This is a genomic window from Pseudoxanthomonas sp. UC19_8, from assembly GCF_042700505.1.
Taxonomy (GTDB): Bacteria; Pseudomonadota; Gammaproteobacteria; order Xanthomonadales; family Xanthomonadaceae; genus Pseudoxanthomonas_A; species Pseudoxanthomonas_A winnipegensis.
Map to the genome: position 1 here is coordinate 115,738 of NZ_CP170559.1, position 24,917 is coordinate 140,654.

17 protein-coding genes and 2 pseudogenes are annotated in these 24,917 nt (G+C 70.2%); 17 read left to right on the forward strand and 2 right to left on the reverse strand.

The annotated features are described in order from the left end of the window. Window positions 1-51: 51 nt before the first annotated feature. On the reverse strand, window positions 52-1,746 hold the full coding sequence (locus tag ACFJIT_RS00535) for a hypothetical protein (RefSeq protein WP_379654661.1): 1,695 nt from the start codon (window positions 1,744-1,746) through the stop codon (window positions 52-54). A gap of 232 nt (window positions 1,747-1,978) precedes the next feature. On the opposite strand from ACFJIT_RS00535, the gene ACFJIT_RS00540 reads away from it, so the two are divergent. From ACFJIT_RS00540 to ACFJIT_RS00610, 15 genes and pseudogenes are all read left to right on the forward strand, one after another. Continuing rightward, complete coding sequence (locus ACFJIT_RS00540; protein WP_379654662.1) at window positions 1,979-2,134, forward strand: hypothetical protein; 156 nt, start codon at window positions 1,979-1,981, stop codon at window positions 2,132-2,134. 66 nt (window positions 2,135-2,200) lie between these two features. Beyond that, entirely contained in the window at window positions 2,201-4,951 is a 2,751-nt protein-coding gene (locus tag ACFJIT_RS00545) for a TonB-dependent siderophore receptor (protein WP_379654663.1), read from the forward strand. Between the two features lie 150 nt (window positions 4,952-5,101). After that, window positions 5,102-6,742: an amidase family protein gene (locus tag ACFJIT_RS00550; protein ID WP_379654664.1), complete on the forward strand. Its 1,641-nt coding sequence runs from the start codon at window positions 5,102-5,104 to the stop codon at window positions 6,740-6,742. A 31-nt stretch (window positions 6,743-6,773) separates the two neighbouring features. Then, on the forward strand, window positions 6,774-8,369 hold the full coding sequence (locus tag ACFJIT_RS00555; RefSeq protein WP_379654665.1) for an amidase: 1,596 nt from the start codon (window positions 6,774-6,776) through the stop codon (window positions 8,367-8,369). 46 nt (window positions 8,370-8,415) lie between these two features. After that, window positions 8,416-10,029, forward strand: coding sequence for an amidase family protein (locus ACFJIT_RS00560; protein WP_379654666.1), 1,614 nt, complete (start codon window positions 8,416-8,418; stop codon window positions 10,027-10,029). A 50-nt stretch (window positions 10,030-10,079) separates the two neighbouring features. Continuing rightward, window positions 10,080-11,723 (forward strand): amidase family protein, encoded by a 1,644-nt coding sequence (locus tag ACFJIT_RS00565; RefSeq protein WP_379654667.1) that lies wholly within the window; start codon window positions 10,080-10,082, stop codon window positions 11,721-11,723. Window positions 11,724-11,814: 91 nt separating this feature from the next. After that, window positions 11,815-12,915 (forward strand): PLP-dependent cysteine synthase family protein, encoded by a 1,101-nt coding sequence (locus ACFJIT_RS00570; RefSeq protein ID WP_379654668.1) that lies wholly within the window; start codon window positions 11,815-11,817, stop codon window positions 12,913-12,915. A gap of 177 nt (window positions 12,916-13,092) precedes the next feature. Next, complete coding sequence (mdcA, locus tag ACFJIT_RS00575; protein ID WP_379654669.1) at window positions 13,093-14,733, forward strand: malonate decarboxylase subunit alpha; 1,641 nt, start codon at window positions 13,093-13,095, stop codon at window positions 14,731-14,733. A 10-nt stretch (window positions 14,734-14,743) separates the two neighbouring features. Further along, on the forward strand, window positions 14,744-15,061 hold the full coding sequence (gene mdcC, locus ACFJIT_RS00580; RefSeq protein ID WP_379654670.1) for a malonate decarboxylase acyl carrier protein: 318 nt from the start codon (window positions 14,744-14,746) through the stop codon (window positions 15,059-15,061). Continuing rightward, window positions 15,058-15,966, forward strand: a complete 909-nt coding sequence (locus ACFJIT_RS00585) for a biotin-independent malonate decarboxylase subunit beta (RefSeq protein WP_379654671.1) — start codon at window positions 15,058-15,060, stop codon at window positions 15,964-15,966. Before mdcC ends, ACFJIT_RS00585 begins: the two co-directional genes overlap by 4 nt. Continuing rightward, window positions 15,957-16,661 (forward strand): biotin-independent malonate decarboxylase subunit gamma, encoded by a 705-nt coding sequence (mdcE, locus tag ACFJIT_RS00590; RefSeq protein WP_379654672.1) that lies wholly within the window; start codon window positions 15,957-15,959, stop codon window positions 16,659-16,661. The genes ACFJIT_RS00585 and mdcE overlap by 10 nt, the downstream gene beginning before the upstream one ends. Beyond that, a pseudogene (gene mdcG, locus ACFJIT_RS00595) lies at window positions 16,654-17,305 on the forward strand (malonate decarboxylase holo-[acyl-carrier-protein] synthase). Before mdcE ends, mdcG begins: the two are co-directional and overlap by 8 nt. After that, the gene (mdcB, locus tag ACFJIT_RS00600) at window positions 17,302-18,168 is read left to right on the forward strand and encodes a triphosphoribosyl-dephospho-CoA synthase MdcB (RefSeq protein WP_379654673.1); all 867 of its coding nucleotides are present in this window, start codon (window positions 17,302-17,304) and stop codon (window positions 18,166-18,168) included. The pseudogene mdcG and the gene mdcB overlap by 4 nt, the downstream one beginning before the upstream one ends. Next, entirely contained in the window at window positions 18,165-19,091 is a 927-nt protein-coding gene (gene mdcH / locus ACFJIT_RS00605; protein ID WP_379654674.1) for a malonate decarboxylase subunit epsilon, read from the forward strand. Before mdcB ends, mdcH begins: the two co-directional genes overlap by 4 nt. A 68-nt stretch (window positions 19,092-19,159) precedes the next feature. Beyond that, window positions 19,160-20,509: an SLC13 family permease gene (locus ACFJIT_RS00610; RefSeq protein ID WP_379654675.1), complete on the forward strand. Its 1,350-nt coding sequence runs from the start codon at window positions 19,160-19,162 to the stop codon at window positions 20,507-20,509. A gap of 228 nt (window positions 20,510-20,737) precedes the next feature. Here ACFJIT_RS00610 and ACFJIT_RS00615 read toward each other — a convergent pair whose 3' ends face one another. Continuing rightward, complete coding sequence (locus ACFJIT_RS00615; RefSeq protein ID WP_379654676.1) at window positions 20,738-21,463, reverse strand: GntR family transcriptional regulator; 726 nt, start codon at window positions 21,461-21,463, stop codon at window positions 20,738-20,740. Window positions 21,464-21,636: 173 nt separating this feature from the next. On the opposite strand from ACFJIT_RS00615, the pseudogene ACFJIT_RS00620 reads away from it, so the two are divergent. Together ACFJIT_RS00620 and ACFJIT_RS00625 are read left to right on the forward strand one after the other, a co-directional pair. Then, a pseudogene (locus ACFJIT_RS00620) lies at window positions 21,637-23,660 on the forward strand (M3 family metallopeptidase). A 554-nt stretch (window positions 23,661-24,214) separates the two neighbouring features. Further along, a complete protein-coding gene (locus ACFJIT_RS00625; RefSeq protein WP_379654677.1) occupies window positions 24,215-24,916 on the forward strand; it encodes a hemolysin III family protein in 702 nt (233 codons plus the stop codon). The last annotated feature ends 1 nt before the right edge of the window (window position 24,917 follow it).

Here is a 24,917-nt window from a genome sequence, read left to right on the forward strand (position 1 = left end):
CCGGTCTCCAGAACAAGGCGCAAGGGAAGGGGCGTGTGCGGGGCGGGGTCATCAGGCGTGGCCCGGCTGCAGGGCGCGCGCCTCGGCGCGCCATTCGGCGACGACGCGACGCACGTCGTCCGCGGTCATCCGTTCGCGGCCTTCGTGGGCGGGGCTGCCGCGCAGCGCCAGGGCGTGCTCCAGCCGGTCGGCCGCATCGGCCACCGCCTGGGCGTAGGCGTGAAGCTGCGCCTGGGTGATCGGTCTCGCGTCCAGGGTGGGCAGCAGCATCTGCCGGTAGCGGGCGCGATCGTGCAGCAGGAAGGCCAGCGCCGCTTGGCGCGAGGCGCTCGGCTGCAGGGCGGCGAGCTTCGATGCCAGCGGATACTGCGCGTCCATGGCGGCCAGGGCCTGCCGCGCCGCGCGCACGGCCCCGGCCGCGTCGCCCTGTCCGGCCAGCCATTGCGCCTGCACCATGTGCGCGGTGTAGGGCGCCATCGGCGCGCGCCAGACGCGGGCCGCGCCGATCGTCAGCAGCAGCATCGGCACGCCGAAGTAGAGCGCGTGCCTGGCCAGCACCGTGCCGGGGCCGCGTGCGGCGCCGTGGGTCCACCACGAACGCGCGCCTTCCGACGACGGGCTCGCGGCCTCGCCTGCGGTCAGCAGATTCTCCTGGTTCTGGCGGTGGCGCAGCTTCCAGATGAAGCCGTCGAAGTAGTAGTGCAGCAGGGTCGAGGTGAAGCCCAGCGCCAGCAGCAGCGTCATCCACCCGCGCGAGGCATGCTGGCCGGACAGCGCGGCGCCGTAGCCCAGGCAGAGCACGGTGTAGACCAGCGCGATGGCCAACCCGCCGCGCGCGAAGGCGCGCGCGAACACGCCGCCGCGTGCGCGGCCCGGTCGCCGGGCCAGGTTGCGGTTGTAGTGCCAGACGATGGCCAGGTACTGGGTCATGTGGACGATGCCGACCACGGCGAAGCCGACCTTGAAGCTCCAGCCCGGCGCCAGCGCCTGGATCCAGGCATTGGGCGTGTAGGCCAGATACATCACCGCAAAGAAGCTCAGGCACAGCGCGAGCTTGATCCGGCTGATCCGCCAGCCCTTGTGCCGGCAGTACACGAGGTAGCCCGCATAGGCCGCGATCGACACGCCGCCCAGCGTCAGGCCCGCGCGCACCAGCGCCTGCGGCAGCGCATCGGGCAAGGCCAGGATCAGCGGCAGGCCGGCGACTCGGTACAGGTCTTCCAGCAGGTCGGGTAGCCAGTCCCCGCACAGCAGCATGATGGCGACGAAGCAGCCGACCGACAGCACCAAGTCCATGCGCGCGGCCAGCGGCGGCGGCGCGTTGCCGCCGCGGTCGTAGAGGCGGGTGAAGCCGTAGTGCTGCATCAGGAAATGCCACGGATCCCATAGCGTGAGCAGCAGGAACAGATACAGAACGTTCTCGACCGGATCGCCGCGGGCGTTGAGATAGGTCAGCGCCGACAGCGCGCCCAGGAACGGAATCACCGGCGCCAGCAGGAAGGTCCAGCGGTGACGGCGGAACAACTCGACGTCGCCGTAGATGCGGATGAAGGTCGGCAGGTGATGGGCCACCGTCATCACCACATGGGTCACCAGGATCAGCGAGGTGGCCCGCGCCGCGCCCTGCCAGCCGAACAGCGCCGTGGCCAGCACCAGCACCAGCACCGGCGCGGCGACGATGAAGAGCAGGTCGCGGGATGGCCCGAGGATCCAGCTGCCCGCAGTGCGGGCCGGCTGCGCGCGCACGGACGCCGCACGCGGGCCTTTCCCGAACGATCTGGCATCGCTGTGCGCGCTCAAAGGCGTCTCCCCGGACCGATGGCCACCCGAATCCCCCGCTGTGTCGGCATGCAGTCGCTGCATGCATGAAGGAAGACGCCAACGATCCGGCGGACCCTACCTGCCATGTGCGCGCGATGCGTTGCGTAGCGTGCGAGTCGGTGTGTGGTGTCTCGAGGAGTGGGGAATGCACCGTGGCGTGCGTCTGCAGACCTTCACCGTCGTTCCCGCGTTCGCGGGAATGACGGTTCTCTTCGAAATCGGCGCGATCCACTCGTCCCGAGATCATCGTGATCGACATGTGGAGATTTTTTTCTCGCGCAAGGTAGGGGGCATGCCGCAGCGCAGCGTCTGACTGGATGCGCTGCCGATGCGGATCCGCTCGGCCGGCGTCATGCGCCCCCTTCCCGGAACCTCACCCATGCATCGTCTTTCGATCAAGGCGGAACGCTGTCCGCTGCTCAAGCTCGCCGTGCGCAGTCTGTTGCTCTTGATGTGGGTGCCGACCGTGGCGCTCTCCCAGTCCGAGACCGACAAGCCGTCCTCGGAGAAGAAGGTCAATACGCTGGACTCGGTCAGCGTCACCGGCGTGGCCGGCGGTTCGCCGCTGGAGGAACGCAGCGCGTCGTCCACCGGATTCGACAAGACCCTGCTGGATACGCCGCGCACGGTGTCCTTCATCGACTCCACCCAGATCGATCTGCTCGGCATCAACAGCGTCGACGACCTGACCCGCGCGGTGCCGGGCACCTTCACCACCACCCGCTACGGCCTGCAGGGCGGCATCAACGTGCGCGGCATTCCGGCGGACATGTTCTTCCGCGGCATGAAGCGGCTCAACATGCAGGGACATACGCGCACCAATCTGTCGGCGATGGATTCGATCGAGGTGGTCAAGGGCCCGCCTTCGCCGATCTACGGCATGGGCAAGATCGGCGGCTACACCAACCTGGTGCCCAAGTCCGGCCGCGCCGCCAACGGCGCCTATCTGGAGAAGCCGGAAGGGTTCGTGCAGGCCATCACCGGCAGCTTCGACCGCGCCGAGAGCTCGGCGGGCATCGGCGGGCCGATGTCGGTGGGCGAGCGCAGGGGCGGCTACTACGTCTATGGGCTGATGGAGGATTCGGACTCCTACATCGACCAGGTCACGGTCAGGCAGAAGATCCTGCAGAGCTCGATCAGCCTGGACGATGTGGCCGGCCCGTTCCGCCTGGAGATGGGCGGGCAGTTCCAGAACTCCAAGACCCAGGGCGCCTACATGAACCGGGTGAGCCAGGCCCTGATCGACAGCGGCCAGTACGTCAGCGGCATGCCGCTGGCGCAGCTGGACCTCAACGGCGACGGCGCGATCGGCCTGACCGAGCGCAACCTGGCCTCGCCGATCCGGGGCAGGGTGGGCACCAACAACCGGTCCCTGTACCAGGGCTTCACCTGGCCCAGGTGCGGGGCCAACTACTGCGATGTCGGCAACTTCCCGAAGATCGGCGGCATCCCGCAGTCGATGTACAGCTATCTGTCGTCCCGCGGCGCCAACGATCCGGTCTCGCAGCTGCTGCTGGCCCAGGGCGTCGGCGGCGTGCTGCCGACCTCGGGCTATCTGCCGATCGGCTTCGTGCTCGATCCGGCCACGACCGGCTACAGCGACGTGGACTACTTCCGCAACGGCTCCTACGAGCGGCTGCAGGATGCCGACTCCAACATGTACTACGCGGACCTGATCTACGACACGCATCCGGACTTCACGATGAAGATCCAGTCGTTCTACGACCGCCTGGACTCGTTCAAGAACTCGCAGCTGCCCTACGGCGAGAAGCAGGACGTGCGCGTGTGGGAGGAGAAGGTCACCACCACCTATCGCATTCCCGACCGCTGGCTGCCCGCCTGGCTGCGCGTCAACAGCCTGGCCTCGCTCAACTACCGCGAGACGCGCAGCAAGATCCGCTCCTCCGGCGGCGACTACGACTGGCGCCAGGACGTGATGTACGGCGATGGCATCGCCGTGCCCAACACCTTGTTCTGGAACCAGCTGGACGATGCCAGCGTGCAGACCGGCGCGCCGTCCACCACCGATCGCCAGAGCTGGTTCAACGAGATCGGCCTGGGCGTGATGTTCGACGTGGACATGTTCCAGAAGGACACCGGCTTCCTGCGCGGCACCAACCTGCTGCTGGGCGCGCGCTACGACGTCTCGCACGCCAAGGCCTGGGACTTCTACCGCTTCAACGAGAACGCGAGCTTCGCCTACTACAACCCCGACGGCAGCATCCGCTACGTCAACAGCTATCTGCCCGAGCAGTCCGCCCAGGGCTGGGACGGCGGCGCCTCCTGGAGCGTCAGCCTGTCCCAGCAGCTGCCCTGGGGGCTGCGGCCTTACATCACCTACGCCAAGTCCAGCGTGACGCTGGACACCTCCAACAACGGCCTCGACCGCTCGACCATCACCTCGCCGGGCGGCCATATCGGCAGCGCCGACCTGCAGGAGCAGGGCCTCAAGGCGGACCTGTTCGACGGCCGGCTGGCCTTCACCGCCTCGCACTACAAGCAGACCCGCACCGACGTCACCAGCAACGTGGACGTGACCCTGGGCGCGGAAGTCTCCAGCACCGTGACCCGGGGCTGGGAAGGCGAGATCAAGTGGATGCCGATCAACCGCTTCTACCTGTCCGGCTACGTCAACTTCCAGAAGGCCAAGTACCTGTTCAACTCGACCACCACCTACATGCTCAGCGCCTCCCAGCTCGGCTTCAAGGACGTGGTCGATCCGACGACCGGCAAGGTGGTCTACCCGGCCGATGCCTTCCTCTACGGCGGGCGCACGATCATCACCGTGCCGAGCAGCGTGCTGGCCAACTACATGGACCGCACCGGCAATCCGGAGAGCCAGTACGGCTTCAACGCGGCCTACGACTTCGACAGCGGGTTCGGCGTGGTCTTCGGCGGCACCTACTGGAGCTCGGTCTGGGCCGACCGCCTCAAGACCCTGCGGCTGCCGTCGGCGACGGTGTTCAACCTGGCCGTCACCTACAAGCTGGGCGACTGGAACCTGAAGGTGAACGGCTACAACATCTTCGACGAGCTGTACTTCCGGGCGCGCAACACCGACACCGCGCCCGGCCTGGTCTCGGTGATGCCACCGCGCCGGGTCGAGCTGACCGCCCGCTACGACTTCTGACCGCGCCCGACAGCGCGCATGGGTCAGGCCGCCCTGCGACCTGGCGATCCGTGCGCCTGCCTCTCCCCGCATGCCCGCCACCGCGCCGGTGGCGCGGCTCTCCCTTTCGACAGGCCACCCGTCATGACCCCGCACGCTCCGCTTCTGTCCATGAAGGCCTTGCGCGTCCGCATCGCCTTCCCGCTCATCGCCGCGCTGGGCATCGCCGCCGCACAGGCGGAAACGCTCGACATCAAGACCGCCTCCATCGCCGACCTGCAGCAGGCCTACGGCCAGGGCTTGCGTTCGGAACAGGTGGTCGCCGCCTACCTGGAACGGATCCGCGCCTACGACAAGCGCGGCCCGATGATCAACGCGGTGATCACCCTCAACCCGCGCGCGCTGGATGAGGCCAGGGCGCTGGATGCCGAGCGCAAGCGCGGCACCACGCGCGGTCCCCTGCACGGCGTGCCGGTGGTGCTGAAGGACAACTTCGACACCTTCGATCTGCCGACCACGGCGGGCTCGCAGCTGCTGGCAGGCTCCCTGCCGCCGGACGATGCCTTCGTGGTGAAGAAGCTGCGCGAGGCCGGCGCGGTGATCGTGGCCAAGGTCAACCTGTCCGAGTTCGCCGGCAGCGGCGGCAGCGTCAGCGGCGCGGACGATCAGGACACGGTGCGCAAGGGCTCGGTGCCCAATGGCTTCAGCTCGATGGGCGGGCAGACCCGCAACCCGCACGATCCCACCCGCGGCCCGTCCGGCTCCAGCGGCGGCACCGGCGCGTCCATCGCCGCGACGTTCGCGCAGTTCGGCCTGGGCACCGACACCGGCGGATCGGTGCGCGGCCCGTCCTCGGTCAACGGCATCGCCGGGCTGAAGCCGACCCGCGGCCTGATGAGCCGCGATGGCATCGTGCCGCTCGCGCTGTCCTACGACACCGGCGGGCCGATGGCGCGCAGCGTCTACGACGTGGCGGTGGCGCTGGGCACCATGACCGGCGTGGATCCGGCCGATCCGGCCACCGCGCCCAGCGCGGCATACCTGAAACACGACTACACGCCCGACCTGAAGCGCGGCGCGCTCAAGGGCGCGCGTATCGGCATCGCCCGCGACTTCATGGGCCAGGACGCCGGTGTGGACGCGGTGGTCGAGCGCGCCATCGCGACGCTGAAGTCGCTGGGCGCCAGCGTGGTGGACGTGCGCTACCCGCAGTACCTGCTCGCGTCCCAGGGCCCCAACTACAACCTGCTGGTCGCCTCGGAGTTCAAGGCGCAGCTCACCGATTACCTGCACACGCTCAAGCCGGGCTTTCCGCGTTCCTTCGACGAGGTCGTGGCCAAGGCCAACGATCCGGCCACCGGCTACCGCAGCCCGCAGAAGGCATTCGCGCTCAAGTACACCGCCGGCCTGGCGCTGGACCTGGACGACCCCTCGTACCTGGCGCTGAAGCATCAGGAGATGGCGGCGATCAAGGCCGGCATCGACGCCTTGTTCGAGAAGTACCGGCTGGACGCGATCGTGTATCCCACCTCGCCCAAGCCGGCCACGCGGATCGACCTGGACCCGACCACCCTGCTGGGCAAGGGGCGGCCGCGTTCGGCGACGAGCTTCGCCAACCAGACCGGCTATCCGGACCTGATCGTGCCGGCGGGCATGACCCCGGAAGGCCTGCCGGTGACGGTCTCGTTCTTCGGCCCGGCCTGGAGCGAACCGAAGCTGCTGGGCTATGGCTACGACTTCGAGCAGGCCACCCACGCCCGGCAGCTGCCGCGCTACACGCCGGCCCTGCCCAGCGACGTCATCACTTACTGATCGTCCTTCCGTCTGCCGTGGAGACCCGCCCATGAAGCCTCTGCTGACGCTGGCCCTGTCCCTGGGCCTGCTGCTCTATCCGACCGCCCGCGCCGCCGCGGCGACCTTCGACCTGGAAACGGCGAGCGTGCAGGACATCCAGGCCGCGGTCGACGCCGGCGCGCTGACCTACGAGCGGCTGGTGCAGCTGTACCAGGCGCGCATCCAGGCCTACGACAAGCAGGGGCCGGGATTGAACGCGGTGATCACCCTCAACCCGCGTGCGCTGGAGACGGCGCGCGCGCTGGACCGCGAGTTCCGCCAGCAGGGCCGGCGCTCGCCGCTGCACGGCATCCCGATCCTGGCCAAGGACAACTACGACACCGCCGACATGCCGACCAGCGGCGGCAGTTTCGTGCTGGCCAAGTCGGTGCCCTACCAGGACGCGCCCACCATCCGCCAGCTGCGCCAGGCCGGCGCGATCATCCTGGCCAAGGTCAACATGGACGAGTTCGCCCACGGCGGCGTCGGCTTCTCCTCGCGCCTGGGCCAGACCCGCAACCCGCACGATCCGCGGCGCATCCCGAACGGCTCCAGCGGCGGCACCGGTGCGGGCCTGGCCGCCTGGTACGCGCCGCTGGGACTGGGCTCGGACACCGGCGGCTCCATCCGCGGCCCGTCCTTCGCCAACGGCGTGGTCGGCATCAAGCCGACCACCGGCCTGGTCTCGCGCAGCGGGATCATGCCCTGCGTGCTGAGCTTCGACACCGGCGGGCCGATGGCGCGCACGGTGTACGACGCGGCGCTGGCGCTGGGCTTCATGACCGGCGTGGACCCGAAGGATCCGCTGACCAGCACCAGCGCCGGGCTGTTCTTCCACGACTACACCCGGTTCCTGGACAAGCAGTCGCTCAAGGGCGTGCGCCTGGGCGTCATCCGCGATCTGACCGGGACCGATCCGGAAGTGGACCGGGTGTTCCAGGCCAGCCTGAAGGAGCTCGAGCAGCTCGGCGCGGTGCTGGTCGACGACCTGCACTATCCGGAGATGGCGCTGGCGCGCACCGGCGTGTCCAACCCCATCCGCGCCGAGGTCAAGGACAACTACCTGGACTATCTGGGCACCCTGCGCCCGGGCTTTCCCAGGACCATCACCGAGCTGGCCGAGCGGGGCTTGAAGCTGACCGCGCCGCAGGGCGAGTTCAAGCCGCATCCAAGCGTGTTCAAGCGCTTCCTGGCGCTGGGCCAGACGCCGCCGACCACCAGCATCGGCTACACCTACGCCAAGCAGTACGGGATGAAGGCGGTGCAGGGCGCGGTGCTGTCGCTGATCCAGGAGCATCGGCTCGATGCGCTGGTCTATCCCACGCGCCCGGCGCGCCCGGAGCTGATCGATCCGAAGACCCCGGAGATCGTCGAGCGCCCGCGCTCGCCCTCCCTGACCAACATCGCCAACGTGGCCCAGTTCCCCGACGTGATCGTGCCGGCCGGGGCGACCGCCGATGGCCTGCCGGTGACGATCTCCTTCCTCGGCCCGGCCTATAGCGAGCCGCGCCTGCTGGCCTACGCCTATGGCTACGAGCAGGCCACTCACCACCGCATCTCTCCGTCCACCACGCCCGCGCTGCCGGGGGAACGGTTCGAGTACTGAGCCCGTCCCGCCCGTCACCGCCGCTCGATCGCCACAGGATCCGTCCATGCAGGTCACCGCCTCCCGCGCCCATGCGCGTCATCCCCTGCTGCTGGCCGGCGTGCTGCTGCTGGCCGGCCTGGTCGGGCCGGCCTGGGCGCTGGACATCACCACCGCCACGATCCCCCAGGTCGCCGCGCAGATGCGCGATGGCACGCTCACCTCCGAACAGCTCACCGCGGCCTATCTCAAGCGCATCGAGGCCTACGACAAGCAGGGGCCGACGATCAACGCGGTGATCACGCTCAACCCGCATGCGCTGGAGCAGGCGCGCCGGCTGGATGCCGAGCGCCGTGCCGGCAAGGTGCGCGGGCCGCTGCATGGCATCCCGGTGCTGCTCAAGGACAACTTCGACACCTTCGACCTGCCCACCAGCGGCGGCTCGCAGATGCTCAAGGACTCCATCCCGCCGGACGATGCCTTCGTGGTGAGGAAGCTGCGCGAGGCCGGCGCGGTGTTCCTGGCCAAGGTCAACCTGCACGAGTTCGCCTACGGCGGCGGCGCGCCCAACGGCTACAGCTCGCTCGGCGGGCAGACCCACAACCCGCACGATCCGACGCGGGGTCCGTCCGGCTCCAGCGGCGGCACCGGCGCCGGCATCGCCGCGGCCTTCGCGCAGTTCGGCCTGGGCAGCGACACCGCCGGCTCGATCCGCAACCCGTCCTCGGCCAACGGCATCGCCGGGATCAAGCCGACCCGCGGCCTGCTCAGCCGCGACGGCATCATCCCGCTGGCGCTGTCCTTCGACACCGGCGGCCCGATGGGGCGCAACATCGAGGACGTGGCCCTGGGCCTGGGCGCGATGACCGGCGTCGATGCGGCCGACCCGGCCACGGCCGCCAGCGCCGGCCACGCGCAGACCGACTACACCCGCTTCCTGGTCAAAGGCAGCCTGAAGGGCGCGCGCATCGGCGTGATGCGCGACTTCTTCGGCCAGAGCGCCAGGACCGACTTCGTGATGGAGCAGGCGATCCTGCGGCTGCAGGCGCTGGGCGCGACCGTGGTCGATGAGGTCCGGCTGCCGGAATTCCTGATCGAGGAGATGGGGCCGATGCACCGGATGATGATCGACGTCGAGTTCAAGGCGCAGATCGCCGATTACCTCAAGACGCTGCGGCCCGGCTTCCCGCGCACCCTGACCGAGCTGGTGGCCGAGGCGCGCGACCCGAAGACCGCCTACACCAGCCCGTGGAAGCGCGACAGCCTGGCCAAGATGGACCAGGCGCCATCGATCGACGACCCGATCTATCAGGCGGCCCGGCAGCAGGGCCTGGCGCTGACCACCGCGGTGATCGAGGGCCTGTTCGCCCAGCATCGGCTCGATGCGATGGTCTATCCCAGCGTGCCCTCGCCGGCCGCGCAGATCGGCGAGGATCGCGCTCCCGGCGGCGGCGCGCGTCGCCTGGGCCCGGCGATGCTGGCCAACCAGACCGGCTTCCCGGATGTGATCGTGCCGGCCGGCATGACGCCCGACGGCCTGCCGGTGACGCTGTCCTTCTTCGGCCGGGCCTGGAGCGAGGGCCGGCTGCTCGGCTACGCCTACGACTTCGAGCAGTCCGCGCACGCGATCGTGCTGCCCCGGTACACGCCGTCGTTGCCCACCGATGTGGTCGGGCGTTGAACGCCGGCGTCCGCAGGCCCGCCGCACCTTTTCGCCATAGAGGACTCGCCATGACGCTGCACCCCCTGCGCCGCGCGCTGCTGTGGTTCACGCTGGCGCTGACCACACCGGCCCTCGCCGCCGCGCCGCTTGACCTGGAAACCGCCACGGTGACCCAGCTGGAGGCCGCGATGGCCGATGGCGCCTTGACCTCCGAGACCCTGGTGCGCGCCTACCTGGCGCGGATCGCGGCCTACGACAAGCAGGGCCCGACCATCAACGCGGTGATCGCGTTGAACCCCAAGGCACTGCGCGAGGCGCGACGGCTGGACCGTGAGCGCAAGGCAGGCCATGTGCGGGGCCCGCTGCACGGCATCCCGGTGGTGCTGAAGGACAACATCGACACCTTCGACCTGCCGACCACTGCCGGCTCGTCGCTGCTGGCCGGCAGCCTGCCGCCGGACGATGCCTTCATCGTCAAGCGCCTGCGCGCGGCCGGCGCGATCGTGCTGGCCAAGGTCAACCTCAGCGAGTTCGCCGCCGGCGGTGGCAGCGTCGGCGGGTCCAGGGATCCGGCGGTGCTCAAGGCCGGGGCGGTGCCCAATGGCTACAGCAGCCTGGGCGGGCAGACGCGCAATCCGCATGCGCTGGACTACGGCCCGTCCGGCTCCAGCGGCGGCACGGGCGCGGCCATCGCGGCGGCGTTCGCGCAGTTCGGCCTGGGCACCGACACGCGCAGCTCGGTGCGCGGGCCTTCCTCGGTCAATGGCATCGTCGGCCTGAAGCCGACCAACGGCCTGCTCTCGCGCGACGGCATCGTGCCGCTGGCCCTGTCGCTGGATACCGCCGGGCCGATGGCGCGCAGCGTGGCCGACATCGCCGTCGCGCTGAACGTCATGGCCGGGGTGGATCCGGACGATGCGATGACCTCGCGCAGCCAGGGCCGCGTGGAGCGCGACTATGCCGCTTCCCTGCGCCAGGGCGCGCTCAAGGGCGCGCGCATCGGCATCGCCCGCGACTTCGGCGGCCGCGACGCCGGCGTCGATGCGGTGTTCGAGCAGGCCGTACAGGCGCTGCGCGGGTTGGGGGCCGAGACGGTGGACTTCCACTATCCGCGCTATCTGCTGGACGCCAAGGACGATCTCTACTTCACCATCACCCAGTCCGAGTTCAAGGCGCAGATCGCCGACTACCTGAAGACCACCGCGCCGCGCTATCCCAAGTCCCTCGACGATCTCGCGCGCCTGGCCAGCGATCCCAGGACCGGTTACCCCAGTCCGCAGAAGGCCTACGGGTTCCGCTACACCAACACGGTCGCGCTGGCGCTGGACGATCCGGTCTATCTGACCGCCAGGCAGCAGGGCATGGCGCTGGTGAAGGCGAGCCTCGATGCGATGCTGGAGAAATATCGGCTCGACGCCATCGTCTACCTCAGCGTGCCCACCGCGGCCTCGCCGATCCAGCCGCCGGCCAACCCGCAGCCGGTGAAGCCGGGCGACACCGCCTTCGACCTGGCCAACCTGTCCGGCTATCCCGACCTGGTGGTGCCGGCGGGGATGACGCCGAACGGGCTGCCGGTGAGCGTCTCCTTTCTCGGACCGGCCTTCAGCGAGGCGCGGCTGCTCGGCTACGGCTACGACTTCGAACAGGCCACCCGGGCACGCCGCCTGCCCAGGTACACGCCGATGCTGGCCTCCGACATCGTGGTGCCGTGATTCGCGTTGCGGCGGGTGGCGTGCGTCGCGCTTAGGCGTGGGGGAACACAGGGGCTAGAATGGATCGCCTTCTTTCCAGTACTCCGCGCCCATGTCGCAGCGTGACTGGGTGGCTGCCGCCATCCACAAGATCGAGGCCGACTTCAACCGCTCGGCCGACACCCATCTGATCCCGCTGGAGCTGCCTGGCTATCCCGGCATCGACCTGTACCTGAAGGACGAGTCCAGCCATCCCACCGGCAGCCTCAAGCACCGGCTGGCGCGCTCGCTGTTCCTGTACGCGCTGGCCAACGGCTGGCTGCGCGAGGGCGCGCCGGTGATCGAGGCCTCCAGCGGTTCGACCGCGGTGTCCGAGGCCTACTTCGCGCGGCTGCTGGGCCTGCCCTTCATCGCGGTGATGCCGGCCAGCACTTCGCCGGAGAAGATCGCCGCGATCACCTTCTACGGCGGCCAGTGCCATCTGGTCGAGCAGGCCGGGGCGATCAACGCCGAGTCCGAGCGCCTGGCGCGCGAGCACGGCGGTCACTTCATGGACCAGTTCACCTACGCCGAGCGCGCGACCGACTGGCGGGCGAACAACAACATCGCCGAGTCGATCTTCAAGCAGATGGCGGCCGAGCCGCATCCGATCCCGGAATGGATCGTGTGCAGCCCCGGCACCGGCGGCACCGGCGCCACGCTGGGCCGCTACGTGCGCTACCGCCGGCATGCCACGCGCATCCTGTGCGTGGATCCGGAGCACTCGGTGTTCTTCGACTACTACCGCGATGCGCTGGGCGGGACGGGCGATCCGGCGCGCCTGCACCACTGCGGCTCGCGCATCGAGGGCATCGGCCGGCCGCGGGTGGAGCCGAGCTTCGTGCCGGCCTGCATCGATGCGATGGTCAAGGTGCCCGATGCCCTGAGCCTGGCGGCGATGCGCTGGGCCAGCGCGACCCTGGGCAGGCGCGTGGGCGGCTCCACCGGCACCAACCTGGTCGGCGTGCTGCACGCCGCCCACGCGATGTGCCGGGCCGGTCGCCGCGGCTCCATTGTCACCATCCTGTGCGATGCCGGCGACCGCTACGCGCACAGCTATTACGACCCGGCCTGGTACGCGCGCTGCGGCATCGACACCGCCGACAGCGATGCGGCCATTGCCGCGGCGGTGGCCGGCGGCGCGCTGCCCGCATTGGCCACGGCCGCGGGCTGAGCGGGCGGATTGACGGCAGCAGGGCCGCCCGACAGTCGGCCAGGGCTCAGGCAAGTCCTTGCGATAAAAGGGGTTTCGGCAGCGCTGGCTGGAATTTCGGCCAGCTGCTGCGCCGCCGCATGCAGGCCGGGTGCAGAATGATTACTCTGTAATTACAGAGTAATTCCTGGTGACGCGATGGCGGACTGGAACACCTTGAGCACCGACCGGAGCCTGCGCCTGCAGGCCGCGGCCAAGCTGGCCAGGGGCCGCCTGGTGCGCAGCCAGGACGTGGTGCCTCTGCTGGAGGCCGTGCTGCGGCCCGGCGACCGGGTCTGCCTGGAAGGCAACAACCAGAAGCAGGCCGACTTCCTGGCCGAGTGCCTGACCCGGGTCGATCCGGCGCGCGTGCACGACCTGCACATGGTGCAGTCGGTGCTGTCGCTGCCCTCGCACCTGGACGTGTTCGAGAAGGGCATCGCCAGGAAGCTGGACTTCTCCTTCTCCGGTCCGCAGTCGGTGCGCCTGGCGCGGCTGCTGGGCGAGGGCCGGCTGGAACTCGGCGCCATCCACACCTACCTGGAACTGTTCGGCCGCTACTTCATCGACCTGACCCCGCGCGTGGCGCTGATCGCCGCGCATGCGGCCGATCGCCACGGCAATCTCTACACCGGCCCGAACACCGAGGACACTCCCGCGATCGTGGAGGCCACCGCCTTCGGTGGCGGCATCGTCATCGCCCAGGTCAACCAGATCCTGGACACGCTGCCGCGCGTGGATATCCCGGCCGACTGGGTGAACTTCGTCACCCACGCGCCCAGGCCGAATTACATCGAGCCGCTGTTCACCCGCGACCCGGCCCAGATCAGCGAGGTGCAGGTACTCATGGCGATGATGGCCATCAAGGGCATCTACGCCGAGTACGGCGTCAACCGCCTCAACCACGGCATCGGCTTCGACACCGCGGCGATCGAACTGCTGCTGCCGACCTATGCCGAATCGCTGGGGCTGAAGGGCAGGATCTGCCAGCACTGGGCGCTCAACCCGCATCCGGCGCTGATCCCGGCGATCGAGTCGGGCTTCGTCAAGTCGGTCCACTCCTTCGGCTCGGAGCTGGGCATGGAGGACTACATCGCCGCGCGCCCGGACGTGTTCTTCGTCGGCGCGGACGGCTCGATGCGCTCCAATCGCGCGTTCTCGCAGACCGCCGGGCTGTATGCCTGCGACATGTTCATCGGCTCGACCCTGCAGATCGACCTGGCCGGCAACAGCTCGACCGCCACGCGCGACCGCATCGCCGGGTTCGGCGGCGCGCCCAACATGGGCTCGGACGCGCGCGGCCGGCGCCACGCCAGCCCGGCCTGGCTCAAGGCCGGGCGCGAAGCGGCCAGGCCCGGCGAGATGCCGCGCGGGCGCAAGCTGGTGGTGCAGATGGTGGAGACCTTCCGCGAGCACATGGCCCCGGCGTTCGTCGACAGACTCGATGCCTGGGAGCTGGCCGAGCGCGCGGGGCTGGACCTGCCGCCGGTGATGATCTACGGCGACGACGTCAGCCACGTGCTGACCGAGGAAGGCATCGCCAACCTGCTGCTGTGCCGCACGCCGGAGGAGCGCGAACAGGCGATCCGCGGCGTGGCCGGCTACACCGCGGTCGGCCTGGGCCGCGACCGGCGCATGGTCGAGAACCTGCGCGACCGCGGCGTGATCAGACGTCCCGACGACCTGGGCATCCGCTCGCGCGATGCCACGCGCGACCTGCTGGCCGCGCGCACGGTCAAGGACCTGGTGCGCTGGTCCGGCGGCCTGTACGACCCGCCCAAGCGCTTCCGCAACTGGTAAGGGGCACGCCATGGAAACCCTGCGCTACCGCTACGACGGACGCATCGCGCCCACCGGCACACGCGACCACGTGCTGGTCGGCGTGGTCGCCTCGGGCAACCTGGAAGTCATGATCGAGCCGGCCGCGCTGGAGGGCGCGATGGAGATCGAGATCGTCACCGCCGCGCGCGGTTTCGGCGAGATCTGGCAGGCCGTGCTGGACGACTTCGCCGCGCGGCATCCGTTCAAGGATGTGCGCATCTGGATCAACGACGTCGGCGCGACGCCGGCGGTGGTCAGCCTGCGCCTCGACCAGGCGGTGGAAACGCTGCAGGAGCCGGCCGCATGAGCACCGCGCGCAGCTTCTACGAGGCCGACGCGCGCGAGCGCATCGCCGGCTTGCTCGACCCGGGCAGTTTCGTCGAGTTCCTCGGCCCGCGCCGGCGCATCACCAGCCCGCACCTGGCGCAGCTGGATCAGCCGGGCGAGTTCGACGACGGCATCGTCGTGGGCGAGGGGACGCTGCGGGGAAGCCGGGTGCTGATCGCCGCGCAGCAGGGCCAGTTCATGGGCGGCGGCGTCGGCGAGGTGCACGGCGCCAAGCTGGTCGGGCTGCTGGAGCGCGCGCAGCGGGTCGGGCCCGCGGCGGTGCTGCTGCTGCTCGACACCGGCGGCGTGCGCCTGCACGAGGCCAACGCCGGGCTGATCGCGATCTCGGAAATCATGCGCGCCACGTTGGCCACGCGCGCGGCCGGCGTGCCGGTGCTGGCGCTGATCGGCAGCGGCAACGGCGCCTTCGGCGGCATGGGCATCGTCGCGCGCTGCTGCAGCGCCGTGCTGATGTCCGAGGAGGGGCGGCTGTCGCTGTCGGGTCCGGAGGTGATCGAGACGGTGCGCGGCGTCGAGGAATTCGATGCGCGCGACCGCGCCCTGGTGTGGCGGGTCACCGGCGGCAAGCATCGCGTGCTGCTGGGCGAGGCGGCGCAGCTGGTCGCCGACCGCATCGACGCGTTCGCGCAGGCCGCGCTCGAGGTACTGGATCGGCTGCGCCCGGCCGACGATGACGCGCAGCTGCTGCAGGCCCTGGAGGGCGAGCACGCGCGTCTGGCGCAGCGCATCGAGGCGTTCGGCGATTGCCGCGACGGGCTGCAGGTCTGGGAGGCGCTGGGCGTCGCGCAGCCGCAGGCCTTGCCGCTGCTGGACACCGCCGCCTTCCTGGAGGCCACGCGCGGCCGGAGGATGCCATGGTACTGAGCGAACTGCTGGACCGGCTGTTCCCGCTGGGACACCGCATCGACCAGCGCGACGACGTGCTCACCGGCACGGCGAGCACCGCGCTCGGCGAGGTCACCGTCATCGGCACCGCCAACCGGCTCGAGGTCGGCGTCGACCATGCCCTGGCCCTGGCCGCTACCGTCATCGCCAGCACCAAGGCGCACCCGGAACGGCCGATCGTGATGCTGGTCGACACCGCCGGCCAACGGCTCTCGCGCCGCGATGAGCTACTGGGCATCAACGGCTACTTCGCCCACCTGGCCAAAGCGTTGGACCTGGCGCGCCGCCGCGGCGCGGCGCTGGTGTCGCTGGTCTATGGCGAGTCGGTGAGCGGCGGCTTCCTGTCCTTCGGCATGATGGCCGATGCGGTCTACGCCCTGCCCGAGGCGCAGGTGCGGGTGATGGACCTGCGCGCGATGGCGCGCGTGACCAAGCAGCCGTTGGAGAAGCTGCAGGCGCTGTCGCGCAGCTCGCCGGTGTTCGCGCCGGGCGTGGAGAACTACGTGGCGATGGGCGCCGTGCGCGCGATCTGGCGCGGCGATCTGGCCCAGGCCCTGGTCGATGCGCTCCAGGCGCCGCGCGAGGGCGACACCCGGCGCGCGCTGGGCGCGCGCCGGGGCGGGCGCACGCTGGCGGCGGACGTGTCGGCGATGGTGGCCGCCGGCGATGCCTGAGCCGCTGCGCCGCCACACGCTGGTCTGGCTGCCGCCGCAGGCCGCGCACGCGGTCGCGCCGGGGCAGGCCGCGCGCGTGCGTGCCTGGTTCGAACAAGGCCATCCGGCCATCGTGGCGCGACGCCCGGCGGCGACGCCGGCCGACCCGCTGCACCTGGGCGTGCCGCTGCCGCCGGCCGAAGGCAAGCAGCGGCTGGCCGTGCGCGCCGCGGCCGCGGACATCCGGCGCATCGCACCGCCGCCGGCATTGGAGCAAAGCATCGCAGGCGCGCCGGCGGCATGGCGACCGGCGCTAGTGGCGCTGGCGCATCGGGCGCATGCGCTCGACCTGGTGCCGCGCGTGTTCGGTGCCTTCTGCTGGCAGACGCTGACCGGCCTGGCGTACGTGCACGAGAACGTCGGATCTGGACCTGCTCTGGGAGATCGATTCCGCCGCGCAGGTCGATGCCATCGTCGGCATGCTGGACGACTGGGAGCGGCGCCATCGCCGTCGTGCCGATGGCGAGCTGCGTCTGCCCGACGGGCGCGCGGTGAGCTGGCGCGAATACGCAGGCGGCGCGCCGCGGCTGCTGGTCAAGACCGAGGATGACGCGCGCCTGGTCGCACGCGCGGACCTGTTCGCGGCACAGCAGGTGGCCGCTTGAGCGCGCACGAGCCGCGGCCTGCCTGCGTGCCACGGCCGCAGGACCGCGCCGAGGCGGCGCGCCTGGGCCGACTCGCCATCGCCAGCCTGCATGCCGAACTGGCGCTGGCGCCCAAGCCCGGCCTGGTGACCCCAAGCGATCCCGGCAGCCACGCCGACATGGATGCGCGCACCTTCTGGCGCAGCCTGGCCGCGCTGCGCGGCTACTTCGAAGCGATCGCGCAGGCCGGCCTGGCGCAGGCGCCATTCGATGCGCTGCGCCGCCTTGGCCTGCAGGCCGAGGACGCGATGCTGCGCGCCACCGACGGCATCAATACCCATCGCGGTGCGATCTTCAGCCTCGGCCTGCTGACCGCCGCGGCGGCGCGGCTGCGCCGCATCGAGCGCGGACCCGTTGCCGCCGAGGCAGTCTGCCACGCGGTCAGCGACTGGCGTGCCGCACTCGAGACCGCACCGCTCGACCCCGACAGCCCCGGCCAGCGCATGCGGCGCGCGCACCGCGTCGCGGGGGTGCGCGAACAGGCCGCGGAGGGCTTCCCGCTGCTGCGCGAGGTCGCGCTGCCGGCGCTGCGGGACGCGCAGCAGGCCGGGCACGCGCCCACGGCCGCGCATGCGCACGTGCTGATGACGCTGGTGGCGCGGGTCGACGACCTCAACCTGCTCCACCGCGGCGGCGCCGAAGGGCTGCGCTTCGCGCAATGTCAGGCGCGTGCCTTCCTCGCCCGGGGCAGCGTGTGGCAGCCCGACTGGGAAGCGCAGCTGGAGACGGTGGGCGAGGCCTTCGTCGCGCGCCGCCTGAGCCCCGGCGGCAGCGCCGATCTGCTCGCCTGCACCCTATTCCTCGACCGGCAGGCGCGCGCATGAGCCTGGCGCTGCTGTGTCCGGGGCAGGGCGGCCAGCATCCGGCGATGTTCGCGCGGGTGCAGGGCGATGCGGCCGCCGAACCCATCCTCCGCTACGCAGCCGACGTCCTGCAGGAAGCGCCCGAGGCGCTGGCCGCCGGGCAGGCGCGCTTCGACAACGCGATCGCCCAGCCGCTGGTGTGCGCGGCCACGCTGGCGACCTGGGCGGCGCTGCGCGCGCGCCTGCCGTCGCCGGGTCTGGTGCTCGGCTACAGCGTGGGCGAGCTGGCCGCCCATGGCGTGGCCGGCAGCGTGACGCCGCAGGTTTGCCTGAGCCTGTCGCGGGCGCGTGCGGCCTGCATGGACGCGGCCAGTCCCGCCGACGGCGGACTGCTGGCGGTGATCGGCCTGTCGCGCCGGCGCATCGAGCGCCTGTGCGAGGCCTGCGCGGTCGCCGTGGCGATCGTCAACGGTGAGGACCACTTCGTGCTGGGCGGTCGTGCGGCCGGCCTGCAGGCCGTCCAGCGCGAGGCCGAAGCCCTCGGCGCGCGCACGCTGCGCTTGCCGGTACACGTGCCCGCGCACACGCCGTGGCTGGCGCAGGCGGCCGATGCGTTCGCAAGGACGCTGCAGGACGCCGCCGTGCGGGCGCCCGCTCTGGATGTGCTGGCCGGCATCGATGGCCATCGCATCGCCTCGCGCGAGGACGTCGTCCGCAGCCTGTCGCGCCAGCTCGCCCAGCCGGTGGAGTGGCACGGGGTGATGGCGCAGGCGATCGAGCGCGGCGCGCGCGTGCTGCTGGAGATCGGTCCGGGCAGCGCCCTGGCGCGGATGGCGCGCCAGGCGCATCCGGACTGCGAGGCGCGCGCGGTGGAGGAATTCCAGACGCTGGAGGGCGTCGTGGACTGGGTCGTCAGCGCCCTGGAGCGCCAGGCGATGCACTGAAGCAGGACCCTTGGGTGGCGGGCCGCCACTCGACGCAGTCGCGATATCACGTGTCTTAGGGAGGGCGCATGAGTCCGCAAATCATCACGATCATCGGCTTGGTGATCATGTTCGTCGTGGCCACGGCGCTGCCCATCAACATGGGCGCGGTGGCCTTCGCCCTGGCCTTCATCGTCGGGGGGATCTGGCTGGGCATGGACGCCAAGGCGGTGCTGGGCGGTTTCCCCGGCGACCTGTTCCTGACCCTGGTCGGGATCACCTACCTGTTCGCCATCGCGCAGAAGAACGGCACCATCGACCTGCTGATCCACTGGGCGGTCAAGGCGGTGCGCGGCAAGCTGGTGGCGATCCCGTGGGTGATGTTCCTGGTCACCGCGCTGCTGACCGCCTTCGGCGCGCTGGGGCCGGCGGCGGTGGCGATCATCGGCCCGGTCGCGCTGCGCTTCGCCAAGCAGTACCGGATCAATCCGCTGCTGATGGGGCTGCTGGTCATCCACGGCGCGCAGGCCGGCGGCTTCTCGCCGATCAGCGTCTATGGCGGCATCACCAACAAGGTGGTGGAGAAGGCCGGCCTGCCGGTCAGCGAGATGTCGGTGTTCCTGACCAGCCTGGGCTTCAACCTGGCCATGGCGATCATCTGCTTCTTCGCGTTCGGCGGGCTGGCGCTGCTCAAGCGCCACGAGCCTTCGCGGGCCGAGTCCGAGGCCGTGCCGCTCAACGAGGCCTCGCCGCGCAGCTTCGCCATCGAGGGCCATGGCGCGCTGGTCACCCCGGGCGGCGGCACCTTGTCGATCAATCCGGTCGCGCTGGAGGCCGTGTCGATCAAGCGCGACCATGTGTTCACCCTGATCGGCCTGGTGGGCCTGGGCGTGGCCTCGCTGATCTACAGCCTCAACGTCGGCCTGGTGTCGATGACCGTGGCGGTGCTGCTGGCGCTGCTCTCGCCCAACGCGCAGAAGGGCGCGGTGGAGAGCATCAGCTGGTCCACCGTGCTGCTGATCGCCGGCGTGGTCACCTACATCGAGGTGCTGCAGAAGGCGGGCGCGGTCGACTTCATCGGCAACGGCGTGTCGCATATCGGCATTCCGCTGCTGGGCGCGCTGCTGGTGTGCTACGTCGGCGGCATCGTGTCGGCATTCGCCTCCTCGGCGGCGGTGCTGGGCGCGACCATTCCGCTGGCGGTGCCGTTCCTGCTGCAGGGGCATCTGGCCCCGGCCGGCGTGATCTGCGCGCTGGCCGTGTCCTCGACCATCGTCGACGTCAGTCCGTTCTCGACCAATGGCGCGCTGGTGGTGGCCTCGGCCGCGCCGGACGAACGCGAGAAGCTGTTCCGCCGCTTCCGCGTCTACAGCGGCCTGGTGGTCGCGCTGGGACCGCTGGCCGCGTGGCTGGTGTTCGTGGTGCCGGGCTGGCTGTAATGGCGCCACCCGGTAGAGCGGAGCTTGCTCCGCTGGGGCCTTCCCCGCGAACCGAACGAAGGGCAGCGGAGCAAGCTCCGCTGGGGCCTTTCGCGTGAATTGAACGAAGGGCAGCGGAGCAAGCTCCGCTCTACAAGGGGGACGCGATGCGATCGGGAGAGCGCGTTGCTCGGACCAAAAGAAGGCGGAGTGCCGATCGCTCCGCGCTCACGTCTCACTCCGCTCCACTCACTCGCCGCTCTTGCGTCCGCGCGGCAGTGGCGCCGGCACGTTGAGCTTGCCGCCCGAGGCGACGTACTTGGCCAGGGCCTCGCCCTGACTGAGCAGGTGGCGGTGCATGGTGCGTTCGGCCTCGGCGGCATCGCCGTTGCGGAAGCAGGCCATCAGCTCGCGGTGTTCGCTCAGCGACATCGCCATGCGCCCCGGCGTGAGCAGCTGGCGGCCGCGATGCATCTTGAGGATGCGGTGCAGGTCATGGGTGACGCGGATCAGCCACGGGTTGCCGGCGTGTTCCTGCACGGCTTCGTGGATGAGGTAGTTGTTGCGGTAGAACTCGGCCATGTCGCCGCGCTCGGCGGCCGCCTCCATCGCCGCGTGCAGCGATTCCAGCCGCGCCAGGCCGTCGGCGTCGATCTTGCGCACCGCCTCGTAGGCGCAGCGGCCCTCCAGCATCGCCATGATCGGGAACAGCTCGTTGAGGTCTTCCAGCGTCAGCCGGGTCACGCGCGCGCCGCGGCCGGGTTCGATCTGCACCAGGCCTTCGGCGGCCAGCAGCTTGAGGCTCTCGCGCAGCGGGGTGCGGCTGATGCCCAGCTCCTGGGCCAGGGCGGGCTCGTCGATCCAGTCGCCAGGCGGCAATGCGTAGTCGTAGATCTTCTGCCGCAGCGTGTCGGCGACCTCCTCGTACATCGGGACGCGCCGGCGGGAACTGGACTTGTCGGGCGTCAGGGTCATGGACGGGCGCGGCGCTTGGCACGGTGTGTCAGGTCGTCATCTTAATCCCAGCCCAGCGGCGGCCGCGAAGGCGGCGAAGGTCGCGGTCGCGCCGTATCATCGCGTTCTCGCGCTTGCCCGACGGCAGGCGCGCCCCAAGATCGACCGCCTGCCCCACGTTTTCGGAGTGTTCCATCATGAATCCGCTGCTCGATTTCTCCGGCCTGCCCAGGTTCGACGCCATCAAACCCGAGCACGTCGGCCCGGCCATCGACACGCTGCTGGCCCAGGCCGAGGCCGCGGTGAAGCAGGCCGAGACGGTCAGCCCGGTGACCTGGGACGGCTTCGTGGTGCCGCTGGACGATGCGACCGAGCGGCTGTGGCGCGCCTGGGCCTGGTCAACCACCTGCAGGGCGTGCTGAACTCGCCGGCGCTGCGCAAGGCCTACAACGACAACCTGCCCAGGATCACGCGCTTCGGCAGCGCGCTGGGGCAGAACCTGGCGCTGTTCTCGCAGTACCGCGCGCTGGCCGAGGCCACCGACCTCACCACGCTGGACGCGGCGCGCGCCCGGACCCTGAACAACGCGCTGCGCGACTTCCGCCTGGGCGGCGCCGAGCTGCCGGACGAGGCCAAGGCGCGCTTCGCCGCGGTGCGCGAGGAGCTGGCCAGCCTGTCGGCCAGGTTCTCCGAGAACGTGCTCGATGCCACCGACGAGTGGGAATTCTGGATCAAGGACAAGCAGCACCTGTCCGGGCTGCCGGCCGATGTGATCGCCGCCTGCCGCGCCGCGGCCAAGGCCGACGACGAACCGGGCTGGAAGTTCACCCTGCAGATGCCATGCTATCTGCCGGTGCAGACCTATGCCGACGACCGTGCGCTGCGCGAGACGCTCTACCGCGCCTACGCGGTACGCGCCTCGGAGGCCGGCGAGGAGAAGCTGGACAACTCGCCGCTGATCGACCGCATCCTGGCCCTGCGCGCCGAGCTGGCGCGGCTGCTGGGCTTCGCCTCCTATGCCGAGTACTCGCTGGCGACCAAGATGGCGGGCAGCCCGGCCGAAGTGCTGGCCTTCCTGCGCGACTTGGGCGCGCGTGCGCTGCCGTATGCCAAGCAGGACCGCGCCGAACTGGAGGCCTTCGCCCGCGACGAGCTGGGCCTGGAGACGGTCGAGCCCTGGGACCTGGCCTACGTCAGCGAGAAGCTCAAGCAGGCGCGCTACAGCTTCTCGGCGCAGGACGTGAAGCAGTACTTCACTGAGGACGCGGTGCTGGAGGGGCTGTTCGGCGTGATCAAGGCGCTGTACGGCGTGGACGTGCTGCCCGACACCGCGCCGGTGTGGCATCCGGACGTGCGCTTCTACCGCCTGCAGGACGCCGATGGCGCGCTGGTGGGGCAGTTCTACCTGGACCTGTATGCGCGCGAGGGCAAGCGCGGCGGTGCGTGGATGGACGACTGCCGCAACCGCCGCCATCGCGCCGACGGCGAGCAGACGCCCCTCGTCTACCTGGTGTGCAACTTCGGCAAGGGCGTGGAGGGCGGGCCTGCCACCTTCACCCACAGCGACGTGATCACCCTGTTCCACGAGATGGGCCATGGCCTGCACCAGCTGCTGACCGAAGTGGGCGAGCTGTCGGTGGCGGGCATCAACGGCGTGGAGTGGGATGCGGTGGAGCTGCCCAGCCAGTTCATGGAGAACTTCTGCTGGGAGTGGTCGCGCGTGCAGGGCATGACCCGTCACGCGGAGACGGGTGAGCCGCTGCCGCGCGCGCTGTTCGACAAGATGGTGGCCGCGCGCAACTTCCAGAGCGGCATGCAGACCGTGCGCCAGCTTGAGTTCGCGCTGTTCGACATGGAGCTGCACAGCGCCTTCGATCCTTCCACGGAAGGGGTGATGGACCTGCTCGAGCGCATCCGCGACGAGGTGGCGGTCAACCGCGCGCCGAAGTGGGGCCGCTTCCCGCACGCCTTCAGCCATATCTTCGCCGGTGGCTATGGCGCGGGCTACTACAGCTACAAGTGGGCCGAGGTGCTCAGCGCCGATGCCTATGCGGCCTTCGAGGAAGCGCCCGATCAGCTGGCCGCCACCGGCGCGCGCTTCCGCGCCGAGATCCTCTCGCGCGGCGGCAGCCGCAGCGCGCTGGAGAACTTCACCGCCTTCCGCGGCCGCGAACCGCGCATCGACGCGCTGCTGCGGCATAGCGGGATGGCGGCTTGAGGGCAGGGAGGTCTTGCGCTTGATGTGGGAGCAACCGTCTCTCAGTTCAAGCCGCGGCCTTCTCGTAGAGCGGAGCTTGTGGCGATCCCCTCTTGGGGACTTCGCTGCGCTTCGTTCGGTGCGTGGGGACGGCCCCAGCGGAGCGAGCTCCGCTCTACAGGTGGGAGCCGCCCTTGTGGCCTTTTCGGCCAATGGCGGCGATGGGGCTTCGCAGCGAAATAGAGCGACCTGGCCTCGCCGATAGCCCCACTACCGTCGTTCCCGCGAAAGCGGGAACCCAGGGACTTTCGCACGGTGCATCAAAGGCACTGGATTCCCGCGTTCGCGGGAATGACGGCTTCGGAACTTCTTAAGAAAGCGCGCGCGCCCCAAACAGTGCGCCGCAAGCTGAGACAGACCCCTTCCCTCAGTCGCTAGCCGCGACCTCGAACTCCCCTTCGCTGCACGAAAGAGAGGGTGCGGATCCCTCCGTGGGAGCCGCCATGGCGGCGATGGGGCTTCTGCGGCAAGGCCTACAACGCGCAAAACGCCGCCCCGCGGCTTGCCTCATCCGCATGCGCGTATCCTGTCGATCCCCACGTTGCATCGATCCGCCCGTGTCCGCGTCCTCGTCTTCCGTACCGCATTACCAGACCGCTGGCGCGCGTCGCGCCGACCTGATCGTCCACGTCGCCGGGCTGGCGCTGGCCATCGGCGGCGGCGCGGCCATGCTCTGGCGCGCGGCGGCCAACGAGGCGTTGCTGCTGGCCACCTGCGTCTACGCGCTGGGGCTGCTGGTGATGTTCGCCTGCTCGGCGGCGTACAACTTCGCCGCGCCCGCGCGGCAGCCGGTGCTGCGCAAGCTCGATCACGCCGGCATCTTCGTGATGATCGCCGGCTCCTACACGCCGCTGCTGGTGCTGGCGCTGTCCGGCGCCTGGCGCTGGTCGATGATCGGCGTGGTCTGGGGCGTGGCGCTGTTCGGCGTGTTCGCCAAGCTGTGCCTGCCGGGACTGGGCAAGGGCTTCTGGGTGGCGATCTATCTGCTGCTGGGCTGGGTCGGCATGGCCGCGATCAAGCCGATGGTGGCCGGGCTGCCGACGGCGGTGCTGTGGCTGATCGCCGCCGGTGGTCTGATCTACACCATCGGCGTGGGCTTCTACGTGCGCAAGTCGATGGTCTACAACCGCGCGCTGTGGCACGCCCATGTGCTGGGCGGTGCGCTGGCGCACTGGGCGGCGATCTGGCTGTGCCTGCGGCCGCTGCCGGCGGCCTGAA

Coding starts and splice junctions, on each gene's coding strand:
- ACFJIT_RS00545 (WP_379654663.1), top strand. CDS start 2,201: ATGCATCGTCTTTCGATCAAGGCGGAACGCTGTCCGCTGCTCAAGCTC.
- ACFJIT_RS00550 (WP_379654664.1), top strand. CDS start 5,102: ATGAAGGCCTTGCGCGTCCGCATCGCCTTCCCGCTCATCGCCGCGCTG.
- ACFJIT_RS00555 (WP_379654665.1), top strand. CDS start 6,774: ATGAAGCCTCTGCTGACGCTGGCCCTGTCCCTGGGCCTGCTGCTCTAT.
- ACFJIT_RS00560 (WP_379654666.1), top strand. CDS start 8,416: ATGCAGGTCACCGCCTCCCGCGCCCATGCGCGTCATCCCCTGCTGCTG.
- ACFJIT_RS00565 (WP_379654667.1), top strand. CDS start 10,080: ATGACGCTGCACCCCCTGCGCCGCGCGCTGCTGTGGTTCACGCTGGCG.
- ACFJIT_RS00570 (WP_379654668.1), top strand. CDS start 11,815: ATGTCGCAGCGTGACTGGGTGGCTGCCGCCATCCACAAGATCGAGGCC.
- mdcA (WP_379654669.1), top strand. CDS start 13,093: ATGGCGGACTGGAACACCTTGAGCACCGACCGGAGCCTGCGCCTGCAG.
- mdcC (WP_379654670.1), top strand. CDS start 14,744: ATGGAAACCCTGCGCTACCGCTACGACGGACGCATCGCGCCCACCGGC.
- ACFJIT_RS00585 (WP_379654671.1), top strand. CDS start 15,058: ATGAGCACCGCGCGCAGCTTCTACGAGGCCGACGCGCGCGAGCGCATC.
- mdcE (WP_379654672.1), top strand. CDS start 15,957: ATGGTACTGAGCGAACTGCTGGACCGGCTGTTCCCGCTGGGACACCGC.
- mdcH (WP_379654674.1), top strand. CDS start 18,165: ATGAGCCTGGCGCTGCTGTGTCCGGGGCAGGGCGGCCAGCATCCGGCG.
- ACFJIT_RS00610 (WP_379654675.1), top strand. CDS start 19,160: ATGAGTCCGCAAATCATCACGATCATCGGCTTGGTGATCATGTTCGTC.
- ACFJIT_RS00615 (WP_379654676.1), bottom strand. CDS start 21,463: ATGACCCTGACGCCCGACAAGTCCAGTTCCCGCCGGCGCGTCCCGATG.
- ACFJIT_RS00625 (WP_379654677.1), top strand. CDS start 24,215: ATGCGCGTATCCTGTCGATCCCCACGTTGCATCGATCCGCCCGTGTCC.